The organism is Dyella sp. (genome assembly GCF_036568765.1).
Taxonomy (GTDB): domain Bacteria; phylum Pseudomonadota; class Gammaproteobacteria; order Xanthomonadales; family Rhodanobacteraceae; genus GSA-30.
In genome coordinates this window covers 1-13,527 of sequence record NZ_DATCRY010000160.1, presented here as the reverse complement: position 1 = coordinate 13,527, position 13,527 = coordinate 1, and the positions used below count along the sequence as shown (strand labels likewise).

General features: G+C 63.0%; 13 protein-coding genes. 6 read left to right on the top strand and 7 right to left on the bottom strand.

All coding sequences use genetic code 11. The features are described from left to right. The 5 genes from VIM98_RS11340 to VIM98_RS11320 form a co-directional block, all read right to left on the bottom strand. Nucleotides 1–1,302 (bottom strand): flavodoxin domain-containing protein (locus tag VIM98_RS11340; RefSeq protein ID WP_331993217.1); only part of this gene is annotated, 1,302 nt, incomplete at its 3' end. Beyond that, the gene (locus tag VIM98_RS11335; RefSeq protein ID WP_331993216.1) at nucleotides 1,299–2,210 is read right to left on the bottom strand and encodes an FAD:protein FMN transferase; all 912 of its coding nucleotides are present in this window, start codon (nucleotides 2,208–2,210) and stop codon (nucleotides 1,299–1,301) included. The genes VIM98_RS11335 and VIM98_RS11340, both read right to left, overlap by 4 nt. Nucleotides 2,211–2,279: 69 nt before the next feature. After that, the gene (locus VIM98_RS11330) at nucleotides 2,280–3,089 is read right to left on the bottom strand and encodes a DUF4198 domain-containing protein (protein WP_331993215.1); all 810 of its coding nucleotides are present in this window, start codon (nucleotides 3,087–3,089) and stop codon (nucleotides 2,280–2,282) included. A gap of 29 nt (nucleotides 3,090–3,118) precedes the next feature. After that, on the bottom strand, nucleotides 3,119–3,634 hold the full coding sequence (locus VIM98_RS11325; protein ID WP_331993214.1) for a DUF2271 domain-containing protein: 516 nt from the start codon (nucleotides 3,632–3,634) through the stop codon (nucleotides 3,119–3,121). Nucleotides 3,635–3,673: 39 nt separating this feature from the next. Beyond that, nucleotides 3,674–4,306: a PepSY-associated TM helix domain-containing protein gene (locus VIM98_RS11320; RefSeq protein ID WP_414650210.1), complete on the bottom strand. Its 633-nt coding sequence runs from the start codon at nucleotides 4,304–4,306 to the stop codon at nucleotides 3,674–3,676. Nucleotides 4,307–4,541: 235 nt separating this feature from the next. Here VIM98_RS11320 and VIM98_RS11315 point away from each other — a divergent pair, with 235 nt between their 5' ends. Continuing rightward, on the top strand, nucleotides 4,542–5,228 hold the full coding sequence (locus VIM98_RS11315; protein ID WP_331993213.1) for a response regulator transcription factor: 687 nt from the start codon (nucleotides 4,542–4,544) through the stop codon (nucleotides 5,226–5,228). Next, nucleotides 5,225–6,646: a sensor histidine kinase gene (locus tag VIM98_RS11310; RefSeq protein ID WP_331993212.1), complete on the top strand. Its 1,422-nt coding sequence runs from the start codon at nucleotides 5,225–5,227 to the stop codon at nucleotides 6,644–6,646. The genes VIM98_RS11315 and VIM98_RS11310 overlap by 4 nt, the downstream gene beginning before the upstream one ends. Nucleotides 6,647–6,933: 287 nt before the next feature. Here the strand turns inward: VIM98_RS11310 and VIM98_RS11305 are convergent, their stop codons facing one another. Then, on the bottom strand, nucleotides 6,934–8,340 hold the full coding sequence (locus tag VIM98_RS11305) for an aspartate aminotransferase family protein (RefSeq protein WP_331993211.1): 1,407 nt from the start codon (nucleotides 8,338–8,340) through the stop codon (nucleotides 6,934–6,936). Between the two features lie 38 nt (nucleotides 8,341–8,378). Then, nucleotides 8,379–9,074: an MtnX-like HAD-IB family phosphatase gene (locus tag VIM98_RS11300; protein ID WP_331993210.1), complete on the bottom strand. Its 696-nt coding sequence runs from the start codon at nucleotides 9,072–9,074 to the stop codon at nucleotides 8,379–8,381. A 267-nt stretch (nucleotides 9,075–9,341) separates the two neighbouring features. Here VIM98_RS11300 and VIM98_RS11295 point away from each other — a divergent pair, with 267 nt between their 5' ends. The 4 genes from VIM98_RS11295 to VIM98_RS11280 form a co-directional block, all read left to right on the top strand. Further along, entirely contained in the window at nucleotides 9,342–10,853 is a 1,512-nt protein-coding gene (locus VIM98_RS11295) for a TolC family protein (RefSeq protein ID WP_331993209.1), read from the top strand. Further along, on the top strand, nucleotides 10,853–11,986 hold the full coding sequence (locus tag VIM98_RS11290; RefSeq protein ID WP_331993208.1) for an ABC transporter permease: 1,134 nt from the start codon (nucleotides 10,853–10,855) through the stop codon (nucleotides 11,984–11,986). The genes VIM98_RS11295 and VIM98_RS11290 overlap by 1 nt, the downstream gene beginning before the upstream one ends. Nucleotides 11,987–11,989: 3 nt before the next feature. Beyond that, the gene (locus VIM98_RS11285) at nucleotides 11,990–12,730 is read left to right on the top strand and encodes an ABC transporter ATP-binding protein (protein ID WP_331993207.1); all 741 of its coding nucleotides are present in this window, start codon (nucleotides 11,990–11,992) and stop codon (nucleotides 12,728–12,730) included. 13 nt (nucleotides 12,731–12,743) lie between these two features. Beyond that, on the top strand, nucleotides 12,744–13,527 hold a 784-nt coding region (locus VIM98_RS11280), incomplete at its 3' end, for an efflux RND transporter periplasmic adaptor subunit (RefSeq protein ID WP_331993206.1).

Below are 13,527 nucleotides of genomic sequence, written 5' to 3'. Positions count from 1 at the left end.
CCCCGCCGTCACGCGTTGTTTGAGCAAGGCGCGCAATCCAGCCAATCCGGTACCGTTACCAATCAGGATCATCGGCGGATCGCCCTCGATAGCGTGGAACCCAGGGTTCTGCCTGATACGCAGGGCGATCTGGCCGCCGATCGGCGCATGCTCGGTCAGCCAAGCCGAGCCGGTGCCAAGCCTGCCATCGGGCCGACGCATTTGGCGTACCAACAAATGGATAGCCCCGTCTTGCGGAATCGAGGCGATCGAGTACTCGCGGTGCGGCAAGGGCCGCAAGGCATCGGCAACCGCCTGTTCGTTCGTCACGTCCATCGCAGAAAGATCCGGCAGATAACTGCCCGCCAACCAATAGGCCAACGATTCGGTGCATGCTTCGCGCTCGACGATGCTCGCACCGTCGAAGCCGCTGCGCGTCAGCCAATCGTCGACATCGGCCCGCGCATGCCGTGGCCCGATTTCCACCAGATCTCCAGCGCACCACGTTGCGATACCACCTGTCCTACGCAAGGCCAGGTGAAAGCAAGCATTGCCCTCGCTGCCCGGATTGAGCAAGCGGCGCTCCACCAACTCCCACGACTCGTAGTCCGGCCGCTGCCAATCGGGCATATCGGGGACGCCCACGAGCAGTGACAAGTGATGCTGCCAATGGCGCAAGGCAGCTGGATCGCCGTTATCTACTCGTACCGTGTCGAACAGCGCTTGCGCGCCGCCGATACGCAGCCATTGCTCCAGACGCTCACCGAAGCCACAGAAGTCGGCGTAGTCGCGATCGCCGAGGGCCAGCAATCCGAATTGAAGCCCGGATAGATCCGGCGATGTCCCCATATAGCTCCGCACAAAGGCAGCCGCGCTATCGGGCGCGTCGCCTTCACCCGTCGTGCTGACAATGAATAGCACGCGTTCCGCCGCGCGCAAGGCCGCAGCATCCAGGCCGGACAGCTCGCAGGGAGCAGCTTCGACACCCGCCGCCTTCAAGCTGTCGGCGGTGTGTCGAGCCAGCTCCGCGGCAAACCCTGTCTGACTCGCGAAGGCGACAACGATCCGATCCGTCTCCACGGCGACAGCCGGCCGCATCGGCCGCCGCTGCCGTGCCCGGCGGCGACCGATACCCAGGGTCAACCCGAGCCAGGCCAACGTACTGCCGAGGGCTGCGGCCATGCGGTCTACGGGGGGCGGATTCCAACCGGTTGCATCGCTTGCATGCCAATAACCGAGACCCGCGACAAGCACGCCCAGCCCGATCGTCAGCAATAAATTGCCCGAGACGCTGCGCACGGGAACCGCTTCAACTTTCTTCATGCCTGTAGCGCCGCCGCGAACGCAGGTGTCAGACGCGGCTCAAGGCCATCGGGGGTACGCATGACGAACAGCACCGCCAGATCGCGCGCCTGCGCATACGCCAGGCCGCGCTCCGGACCGAGCAGTGTCATGGCCGTTCCTAACGGATCGGCGTGCAGTGCCCGACGGGCCAGGACGCTGACCGAAGCGACCGCCGACGGCACCGGTTGTCCGCTGCGCACATCGATGTGATGCGAATAGATCGTGTCGCGATCGGCAAAACGGCGGCGATAGTCACCGGACGTAGCGATGGCCCGATCGCGCAAAGCCAGGCTGCAGAAATAACGATCCGGCAGATCCGGCATCTCGATGCCGATCCGCCAAGGGGTGCCGTCAGGTTTGCAGCCATGCGCCTTCATCTCGCCACCGACCTCGACCAGCCAGTTCTGTAAACCCTGGTCGATCAACCAGTCGCCTACGACATCGACGGCATAGCCCTTGGCGATCGACGACAGATCCAGATAGGCACCACCCGGCTGCAACAATCGACAGGTATCGGGATCGATAGCGATGCGCTGCCAACCGACACGCGCCCGCGCCGCAATCAGCGTTGCTTCGTCCGGCGCACGCGTGCGCGGTGCATCCGGGCCGAACCCCCAGGCGTTGACCAGCGGGCCGACCGTGGGGTCGTAGGCACCATCGGTATCGCGTGCCAGTACGAACGCATGCTCGACCACTTCGAACATGGCGGGCGATACCGTACACCAGGTGCCGCCACTGGCACGATTGAAACGCGACAGTTCCGAATCGGGCTTGTACGTGCTCATTGAGCTGTCGACGCTATCCAACTGGCTCTGCACACCTTGCCCGATGGCTGCTACTGGCCGTTCATCGGGCGCGATAAGGCGCAGGGACCATGACGTACCCATAGTCCTTCCGCCCAAGCCCTGGATCGCTGGCTCGGAGGCTGACAAAGACGACGCCGATCCGCTCATCGCTTACTCGGGCAACACTTCCAGAGTTGCCGAATATGCCACGCGGCGCTGCTTCGCCTGACTGATCTGCGTATGTCGATCTTGCGTATTGGCATTGACCCAGTACATGCCGGCATGCGGCCAGGTAAGGGTAAATTTGCCATCGCTATCGGTCGTTGCCTTGATCTCCTCCGGCGCGTTGCGATAGCGCGTGGCCCCGGCGATCGCGGTGACCTCCAGGTTGGCTGCCGGCTTGCCGTCGAGCAACAAGCGGAAGCTCGCCGGCTCGCCAGCCACCAGGTCGTTGACAGCGGTCACCGGCACCATTTCGATACCGTCGCCACTAGGCTTGAGCGCCGCATCGTTCGGCTTGCCATTGCTGACGAAGGTCTCGACGCGACTGATCGACTCGGTGACTTCGACATTCTTGGCCCCAACCGGCAATGCCTTGGTCATATCGACGGGATTGCCGCGCCAGCGCTTCTTCTCTCCATTGAGCTCATACGAGGCAAGCGCACCGCGGTTGAGCATGGCGATCTTGTAGGTACCCTGCTGGGTCAGGTGCACGTCGAAAACGCTGCGATATTTGCCGGTGAAGGCGTTTTCCGCCTGTATCGGCTGGCCGTTCGGTGCAATGATGACAAGCCGATCGAGCGCGCCCGGCATGTGATCGGCGAAGAACAGATCGTTGGAAACGGCTGCGTCCACCGTGATCCATGGATCGTTGCCGGCCACGCTGGTCGCCGACGGCAGCAGCCACATCTTGTGCGCCTGCGCGGCCAGCGGCACGGCCAGTGCGGCTAGCGCGATGGCGTATTTACCCAGATGGTTCATGCTGGTTCTCCTTGATGATTCGCGACGGATCATGGTGCGAGGTCGAGCTTGACGGCACCCAGCTCCACGCTGCCGGACTTGCCCACGTGCTGCGCACCGGCAGCCGGCCATTCGAATGGCACGCGCACGACCTCGCGACCGCCGGTTTCGCGCGCCGCCTCGACCACCAGTTCGTATTTGCCTGCCGGCAGATCGCCCAATGGCGCCTTGCCACTTTCGAACTTGAGCGTCTGCTCGCCCGCCGGCCGTGTTGCACCGGATACGCTATCGACCGGCATCTGCTGGTCGCGGCCGCCATGGCGCCACCACAGCCGCAACTCCGGCAACCACTTCGTACCAGCGCCCTCCTTGCTTTCTTTCTGCGCGTACCAGACGGCCAGTTGCGAAGCGATGCTCTTGTCGGCACGCTCGATCCATACCGACACGTAAGGCCGGTGATATTCGGCAACAGTCAGTTGCGGCAACGTCACCGTGACATTCATATCGGCCGCCATCGTCGGAGTGGCCAGGGCCAGCACAGGAGCAGTCATCAGCAAACGGCGCATCGTTACCTCGTCAACGTATGAAAATCGGTGGATTAAGGGTCAATGGATAAAAATCAGGGCGAGCAACAAAGGCAGTAGCAGGCCGAATGCCACCAAAGGCCACGTGGCACCACGCTGCGCGGCATGCATTTTCAAAAGCAGCAGACCGGTGACCGAAAAAATCATGCAGGCCAGCGCGAACACATCGATGAACCACCCCCAGGCCGGGCCGGCGTTGCGGCCCTTGTGCAGATCGTTCAAGTAAGAGATCCAACCGCGATCGGTGCGTTCGTATTCGATCTTGCCGGTCTGGCGATCGATGCTCAGCCAGGCATCGCCACCCGGTCGCGGCATCGAGATATAGAAATCGTCTTCGGACAGGTCGCCTCGGCGTCCGGCCAGATCCACGCCCAATGCGCCTCGCACCCAGTCGGCTACAGCCGGCGGCACGGCTGTTCCCTTGCGCTCGTCGTCGCCCGCCAAGGTACTGAGCAAGGGCGCCGGCAGCTCTGCCTGGCGGTGTTGCGTGCTCGGCTTGGCTTCGATCTGGCCCGCATGATTCAACGTGAACCCGGTGATGGCGAACAGCAGCATGCCGATCAGGCACAAAGCCGAGCTGATCCAGTGCCATTGGTGCAACTGCTTGAGCCAGAACGCACGACCCGGGCTGCGCTGGATGGGCGTTGTCGACAAACAGGGAGCCTCGCGATACCAAGCTGAAAGGAACACAACGCCACGGCAAGAAAACTTCGTTTCCGGCCGCATCATCTATGCCGCGTCCGCGGTTTACCCGTAAGCTCAAAGAGACCCTTGGCAGCATCGGTTCCGGGAGGCACTATCCGAGGCGATGATGTCATAAATGAGAATCACTCGCAATTTTCACGATGCGGTGGGACGCCGCACGCATTGAACCGCCCTAGGAGGAAGCATGCGCATTCTGGTTGCCGAGGACGATCCGGCCATTGCCGCGGGCGTTTGCGCCTCGCTACGCCAAGGCGGCCATGCGGTCGACCATGTCACCGATGGCGCTCGAGCCGATAGCGCGCTGCGCGATACCCCTTACGACCTCCTGGTGCTGGACCTGGGCCTGCCGGCGCTGGACGGCAGCGATGTGCTGCAACGGCTGCGGCGGCGAGGCGCCGGGGTACCCGTGCTGGTAATCACCGCGCGTGAAGGCCTGCGCGAGCGCGTGCGGGTGCTCGATCTGGGCGCCGACGACTATCTGGTCAAGCCCTTCGCCCTGGCCGAGTTCGAAGCGCGTGTGCGCGCCCTGCTCCGCCGCTATACCTCGCAGGGTGCACCCGAGTTGACTATCGGCCGGTTGCGCCTGGACCTGCCCGGGCATCGTGCATGGGTCGACAATATCCCACTGGAACTCACTGCCCGCGAATTCGGTCTGCTCGAAGCGCTCGCCGCGCGGCCCGACAAAGTCACCAGCCGCGCTCAGTTGGTGGAGGCATTGTGCAGTTGGGATGAGGAATTGACCGACAACGGCTTGGATATCGCCATCTATCGCTTGCGTCGCAAGCTGTCCGATTCCGGCACGCAGGTGCGTACAATCCGCGGCCTGGGTTATCTGCTCGAGCAAGCCAAAGACGACGGCACGTCCGCATGAGCCACACCCGGCATGCCCAGCCGTGGCTCTATCGCATGCTCACGCCGGACGGCCGCCAGAGCCTGCATCGACGGCTGCTGTCGTTCCTGCTCGTCCCATTGATGCTGATGCTGCTGATCGAAAGCCTAGTGATCTATAGCGGCGCGTTGATCTATTCCAACCACGTGCACGACAGCGACCTGGCTGACAGCGTGGTCACGCTGGCCGAGATGCTGAGCAAGCAGGATATGGGAGATCAGATCTCCGCGCAGGCACGCTTCCTGCTCGAATACGACCCTCAAGGGCATAACTATTTCAACGTCAGCAGCCAGAAGCACGGCCTGCTCGCCGGTACCGCCTCGCTATTGCCTCCCGCCGACCTGAGCCTGGACCGCGCACCGCGCCTGTTCGACCTGATCGTCGATCGCCGGCCGGTGCGCGCGGCGACAGTACGCATCCCCAGCAGGCACGATCCCGGCGACCAGCTCACTCTGACCATCGCCGAAACGCTGCACGATCGTCATCAACGTGCCAAAGAGATCCTCCTGCTGACCATTCCGGCACAAGCCATACTTATCGCGGCCGTCTTCGCGCTGGTGTGGTACGGCGTACGTATCGGCCTGCGCGTGCTCGATCCGTTGACCGAGCGACTGGCCGCACGCGAGCACGATCTAGCCCCGATCGGCGACGCCGATGTCCCGGTGGAAATCCTGCCGTTGACCCGCATCATCGATGCGTTGTTCGCGCGATTGCGCGGCACCCTGGCCCTGCAGGACCGCTTCATTGCCGATGCCGCGCACCAGTTGCGCACGCCGCTCGCCGGCCTGCGTGTGCATGTCGAACGTGCGCAGGCCGACCCCAGCCCGGCGACCGTGCACGACGCACTGGAACACATCCAGCGTCTGACCCACCGCGCCAGCCGCACCTCGACGCAGCTGCTGGCGCTGACCCGCGCGCAACTTCCGGAGCCCGAGAACCGCCCAATGGATCCATTGGATCTGAATCTACTGATTCCCGAACTGGTCGGCCTGCGCGTGCACGAGGCGCTGGCCGCTGGCGTGGACCTGGGCTACGACGGATCGGACATGCCCGTGTGGATCGAGGGCGACCGCGCTACCTTGCAGGAACTGCTGGACAACTTGATCGACAACGCGCTGCGTTATGCCGGACGTCGCAGCGTGGTCACAGTGGGCGTGGCACTCAATGGCGGCCGGCCGATGCTCAGCATCGAGGATAATGGCCCGGGGGTACCTCCCGCATTTCTCGCACGGCTGGGCGAGCGTTTCTTCCGTGTCCCCGGCAGCGACGAGGAAGGCACGGGACTAGGCCTGGCCATCGTGCAACGTATCGCCCAACGGCATCGTGCGCGCGTGTTGTATCTGCGCAGCAACGAAGGCGGATTGCGGGTCGAGGTACTGTTTCCACCGTTGGGCAAGTAGCTGCTCTTAGGGATGAGGGGCGAGTGGCGAGGACGCAACTCCGATAGCATGCGGAACATCGCAGCGCTCATATGTCGCGCATCCCACGCCTATAGACCGGGGTTTGGTGTTGGCGCCCTCGCTATTCCCCTCGTCCATCCGCACTCCCCCCTTCACCTCTCGCACTCGAACCACCAGCAAAAAAAACGGCGGCACCCCAAGGATGCCGCCGCTGTCACACTTCCCCTGCACGGGAAACTACGGACATAAATCATCGGCGCGAACAATACGTGTCCGCGCCATCGAACTCACATCGCCTTCTTGGCCTTGGTCAGCAGCTGGTCGAGCAGCGCGATGGCCAGGTCGATTTCCTCGTGGCTGATATCCAGCGACGGCGCGAAAGTGATGACATTCTTGTACCAACCGCCGACATCGAGCACCAGGCCGATCTTCTTGCCGTTGTGCTCCAGGTCGCCGGCCAAGCCGATATCGACCATCTTGTCCAGCAGCGCCTTGTTTGGCGTGAAGCCGTCGTCCGTGCAGATCTCCGCGCGCAGCGCCAGCCCCAGTCCATCGACGTCGCCGATTTCCTTGTGACGCTTCTGCAGATCCTTCAGGCCTTCGAGGAAGTGTGCACCCTTCTTCGCAACGCTGGTTTCGTAATCGAGCTCGTAGCCCATCTTGATCACTTCCAGACCCAGCGAAGTACCGAGCGGATTGGAATTGAACGTCGAGTGGGTGGAACCCGGCGGGAAGATCGTCGGATTGATCATTTCTTCGCGCGCCCACAGGCCCGACAACGGATTCAAGCCGTTGGTCAACGCCTTGCCGAACACGATCGCATCCGGTGTCACGCCGAAGTGCTCGATCGACCACAGTTTGCCGGTGCGCCAGAAGCCCATCTGGATTTCGTCGACCACCATGAGGATGCCGTACTTGTCCAGTACCTTCTTGAGGTCCTTGAAGAAGTTGCGCGGCGGCACGACGTAGCCGCCTGTGCCCTGGATCGGCTCGACGTAGAACGCGGCGTACTCGGCCTGGTTAACCTTCGGATCCCACACGCCGTTGTATTCGGTTTCGAACAGGCGCTCGAACTGGCGCACGCACGCATCGGAATACTCTTCCGGCGTCATGCCCTTCGGACGGCGGAACGGATACGGGAACGGGATAAACATCGCACGCTCGCCGAAGTGGCCGAAGCGACGACGATAGCGGTAGCTGGAGGTGATCGACGAAGCGCCCAGCGTACGACCGTGATAGCCGCCCTCGAAGGCGAACATCAAGCTCTTGCCACCGGTGTAGTTGCGCACCAGCTTGAGCGAGTCTTCCACGGCCTGCGCGCCGCCGACATTGAAGTGCACACGGCCCTTGAGACCGAACTTCTCCTGCGCATCGACCGCGATGGTCTTGGCCAACTGGATGCGGGTCTGATGCAGGTACTGGCTGGCGACCTGCGGCAACAAGTCGATCTGGCGCTTGAGCGTATCGTTCAGGCGTTTGTTGCTGTAACCGAAATTGACTGCCGAGTACCACATCTGCAGGTCGAGGAACGGCACACCGGCCGTGTCGTACATGTAGCTGCCCTCGCCGTGACGGAAGATCTTCGGCGGGTCGACGTAATGCACGGTGTCGCCGAACGAACTATAGAGCGCTTCGTCGGCAAGCAGCTGCGCGTCGTCGATCACGACTTCGGCGTTCTTGTCGTAGACATTCATCGGGAAAAAATCCAAAGGCTTGAAAAAGTGTGAGTGACTCAGCGCGCGGCCGCAGCCACGGCAGGAGCGGCATGTTCGATAAGACTACCGTCGAGCAAGCGCGGCAGCAGCTCCAACGCATCTTCGAAACCGGTGATCGGCACATAGGGAATGCCGGCATGACGGCAATGCTCGATCAAGCGATGCTTGGCAAAGACGAAATCGACACGGTCCGCCGCGCAGAAATCCGAAGCACCGTCGCCGATCAGCAAGGTCTTGTAGCCGGCCTGGCGGGCCTGCTCCACGCAAGCGCATTTGCAGGTGCCGCTACGGCAACCTTCGGCCTGGAACGGCGAGGTCAACTGCCATTTGCGCGGTGGCGTACCTGGAGCAAGATGATTGGCCGCGAGCGGAAGCGCATCCAGGCCGTAACGGCCAAGAATCTGCTCGATCGCGTAATCCAGACCGTCGCTGACAATGCGGATCGGCGTCGCGAGCTCACGGGCCTTGGCCACAAAGGCCGGGAATGCATGGTCGATCCACAGGGTGGACAAGTGCTTGTCCAATTCCGCCTGGGTCAGCTCAAGCAAGGCCACCTGGCCAGTCATGCATTCGCGCGAACCGATCCTGCCCGCACGCCAATCCTGTTCGAGCACCTCCCAACCAGGGCGGCCGAACCGGTCCAGCAACGAGTCGATGACGTCCTCAACGGAAATGGTACCGTCGAAGTCGCAGAGGATTTTCCACGCAGTCACGCATGCGCTCCAACATGTCTTGGGTGGGCGCATCTTGAGTGCCCACCCCTTTCGGCCCCCTTTCTTGCAATGACAGAGAGTCAAATAACGTCGATAAACCGAAGACTTAGGCCGTATCGGATGCGTTCGATAAGCGTGCAAAAAGGGGACGGCGGGCGGTCTAAACGGTTATGCTTCTGCCCTGCCTTCACCCCTCGCCTTAAGGGGCAGGTACCGGAAGAGGCTGGCCTGCCGCCTCCGGGACGAGCAAACCTCGCCACGAACCCGGTGGCGAAGCTCGTTCATCCCAGGCTGATCCCCAGCAGTGCCCCAGGAGTCATCGCCCTGTCCCCGCTCGCGTTGTACAGTTCATCGGGAATCGCCACATACCGGCCTTGGCTGCGTTTCGGTCCAGCTTCGCTGTGCCTTGCCCTGGCTTTGGCAGGCTGCTCGGCCGCGCCGCTACCCGAGCTCAAGCCCTCGTTGCCGACGGCATGGCGCAATTTGCCAGCCGATGCACGTCCGCCTCAAGCCGATCTGCGCGATTGGTGGAAAGCACTGGGCGATCCGCAACTGGACGATCTCATCGACCGCGCGCTGGGCAACAATCTCGAGGTAGCCCAGGCCGCCGAGCGCCTTCGGGCAGCGCGGATATTGAACGGCCATCGACATGACGGTTATCTGCCTTCGCTAAGCTTGCGCACCAACGATGTCATCGACCCGGATACCAGCGCATCGTTCTTCGTGGTGGGTTTCGACGCTCTCTGGGAGCTGCCGTTGTTCGGCACCTGGACGAATGCGGGGCGCGTCGCCCAAGGACAGGAAAACCAGGCACGGGCCGCCTTGGACGGTGCCCGCGTGTCGCTGGTCGCCGAAGTCGCCCGACGCTGGATCGAGCTGCGCACCGCGCAGCAGCAACGGGTGGGCCTGAACGCCATGCGCGATGCCGCGCAGGAAAAAGTGCGATTGACGGAACTGCGCGAGCGCCTGCGACTGAGTCCCGCCGCGGAAGTCGCCCGTGCCCAGGCCGAACTCGCGCGAGCCCAAGCGGCGCTGGCCGAGCCCAACCAAGCCATTATCGCCAGTGCCCAACAGTTGGCTGTTCTGCTCGGGCAGAACGAACCGGACGACGCCTGGCTGCAGCCCGGTCCGCAACCCCAACTGGGCGACTGGCAAGTGACGCATGCACCCGGCGACCTGTTGCGCACTCGACCGGAAATTGCCGCCGCCGAAGCCGAAGTACTACGCACTGCAGGCGAAGCCGGCCTGAGCCAGGCCGATGTCTACCCGCACCTGGGTATCGGCACGTCGCTGCAGTGGTCGACCAATATCGCCCGTAACCACCGCGTGCATACGGGCGAAGGTATTTTCTCGCTCGGTCCGGTAATAGATGTGCCGTTGTTCGATTGGGGGCAGCGCCAGGCCGCCGCCGACGCCAAAGGCCATCAGTTGCAAGCGGCCGTACTCGCCTATCGCCAGGCCGTGCTGCAAGGCGTCGCCGAGGTCGAAACCGCCATGGGCGACCTTGAACAATTGCGCGACCGCGAAACATCGTTGCAGTCAGCATTCGACGCTCTCGATCGCAGCACCGCGGGGGCGCGCAAGCGGGCCGAATTGAATCTGGCTTCGACGCTCGATGTGCAAGACAGCCTGATCGAGCAACAGCGTGCGCAGCTCGAACTGATCAATGCACGCGCCGCGCGCGACCTGGCCTATGTCTCGCTGTACAAAGCCTTGGGTGGCGCGCCGCTGAGCACCGGCAACGCCGACGGTGCGACGCGCGACAAGGTCGCGCGCTGATGGTCGCACTCGCACGCAAGACCCTGATCTATGAATGGCGGCGGTTCCTGCCGGCTATTCTCGCCGTATGCTTCGCAGGTCTCCTGCAATTGCTGCAGGCAGCCTTGGTACTCGGCATCTTCGGCAGTGCCAGCGTCTACATCACCGGATCGTCGGCCGATCTGTGGGCCGGTTACCCAGGCACACAGAGTGTCAACCTCGGTCGCTCGATCGATGCGGATGTAGAAATGCGCCTGTGGATGGACCCGGCCGTCAGCAAGGTCGAACCTTTTCATTGGGTCGATGCCGATTGGCGCGGCCCAAACGATACGGGAGGTGTCTCGGTATTCGTTTCGGGCATCGATCCACGGCCCGATGGCTTGATGTTCTCGCACGCCTTGTCGCCAGACTTGCGCGAGCGCTTGAACGGCCCCAACGCCGTCATCGTCGATCGCGCCGACCTCGACAGTCTCGGCGTCAAAATCGGCGACAGCGCAATCATCAACGGCCAGCGTGTGCAGGTGGTCGGCGTCGGTAGCGGCCTGCGCGCACTCGGTGGAGTGAACGTGGTCGCGTCACTGGCGACGGCACGCAACCTGGATACCGATCCATCCAACGAAGGGCGCATGACGTATTTCGTTGCCAAGCTGCATGACCCGAACCAGGCACGCGCGGTCGCCCGGCGCTTGCGCGGCACCGGCAGCTTCGGTCCATACGACGTATGGACGGCGAAGCATTTCGCCAACCGCTCGAAGATGTACTGGATGCTCGATACAGGCGCAGGCGCCGCCGTGCTGTTCCTGGCCGGTATCGTTTTCCTGGTCGGCGCGGTCATTACCAGCCAGACATTGGTCGCCGCGGTGGTCGGCTCGGTGCGCGAATACGCCACGCTCAATGCGCTGGGCGTGGGTGTCGGCGCGCTGCGCAAGGTCGTACTCGAGCAGGCCTTCTGGGTCGGCGCGCTCGGCCTGGTCGGCAGCCTGGCCCTGGGCGGCCTACTGTTCCTGCTTGCTCGCAGCTACAACGTGCCAGTGGCGTTTTCGGCGGTTGCCATTCTGGCCTGTGTCGTAGTCATCCTCGGTTTGGCCGCGGTATCCGGTCTTGCGGCCATGCGCAGCCTGCGCCGTGCCGATCCTGCGACATTGTTGAGATAAGCGATGTCATCTGCATCTCATACCGCCACGATCTCGCTGCAGGCGCACAACGTCAGCAAAGCCTTTACCACCGGCAAACTGCAATCTGTGGTATTGCAGGATCTGACCCTGGATGTGGCCGCCGGCGAACTGACCTTGATTTCCGGTCCATCGGGCTGCGGCAAGAGCACCTTGCTGTCGATACTCAGCGGCTTGCAGCGCCCCGACCAGGGTAGCGTCCATGCCCTGGGACAGGACTTGGGCGAACTGGATACACGACAACTCGAACGCTTCCGATTGCGCCACACCGGCTTCGTGTTCCAAGGTTTCAACCTGTTCCCTGCCCTGAACGCGCTCGAACAAGTGGCGCTGCCGCTCAGCTACCTGGGCCTGGACGATGCCGAAGCACGCCGTCGCGCCGCCGCCTCCCTGGAGGAAGTGGGTCTCGGACCGCGCATGGCCTTGCGTCCCTCAGAACTTTCCGGCGGTGAAAAACAACGCGTTGCGATCGCACGCGCGCTGGCCAAAGAGCCGGAGCTGCTTTTCGCCGACGAACCGACCAGCGCACTGGATGCCGCCAACGGCCAGATCGTTATCGATATTCTGCACCGCATTGCCCGCACGCACGGCACCACGGTGCTTTGCGTTACGCACGATCCGCGCCTGGTGGGGCATGCGGATCGCGTGCTGACCATGGAGGATGGCCGCATCTTGAGCGATCATCGTCCCGCCCCTGCGACCGGCCGTGCCGGCGATGCTATTTAGAGGATTTCCGCTCATGAGTTCGCGCCTGTTCCATGCATCGTTGCTGCTGGCCACGGCCTGCCTCGCAGGCTGCTCCGGCAAGCACGACGAACCGCCCGCGGCTCAACAGGCGGCACCGACCTATCAAGCCGTGGCGCGCGGCCGCATCGACATCGAAGGTGGCCTGCTTCGTTTGTCGATGCCACGCGACGGCGTCGTCGCCGAAATTGCCGCGCACGAAGGCGACAGCGTGCGCAAGGGCCAATGGCTGGCTCGCCTGGACACACAGCAGGCGCAATTGGCTATCGATGCGGCACAAGCCGAACTGCAGCAAGCCCAGGCCCAGGTCGAGCTGTTACAAACCAGGGTCAAGGCCGCACAGGTACGCGCTCAGCGGCTCAACAGCGCAGCCGAGGCCGGCGCGGCTGACGGTCAAAGCGCGGACGATGCACGCCAGGCCGCGGATCAATTACAGGGCGAAAGCGTCAACGCACGCGCAGCCGTCGCGATCGCGACGCAGAAACTGGCCGGGGCGCGCTACGAACTGAGTCAGCGCAGCCTGGTCGCTCCCGTCGACGGAAACATCGTCAGCCGCAACATCCAGCCTGGCGCTGCGGTATCGCCTTCGTCCGGCCCTGTTTTCGTGCTGCTGCCCAATGCACCGCGCATCGTACGCGCAGAGGTCAACGAATCCTTCGTCGGCGCCATACGTGACGGGATGCATGCCGATGTGCTCGACGACAGCGGCAATGGCAATGCGCCGCTGTCTGCACATGTCTTGCGCATCGGGACCGTCTTCGGCGCAAGCGCCCTGGAAG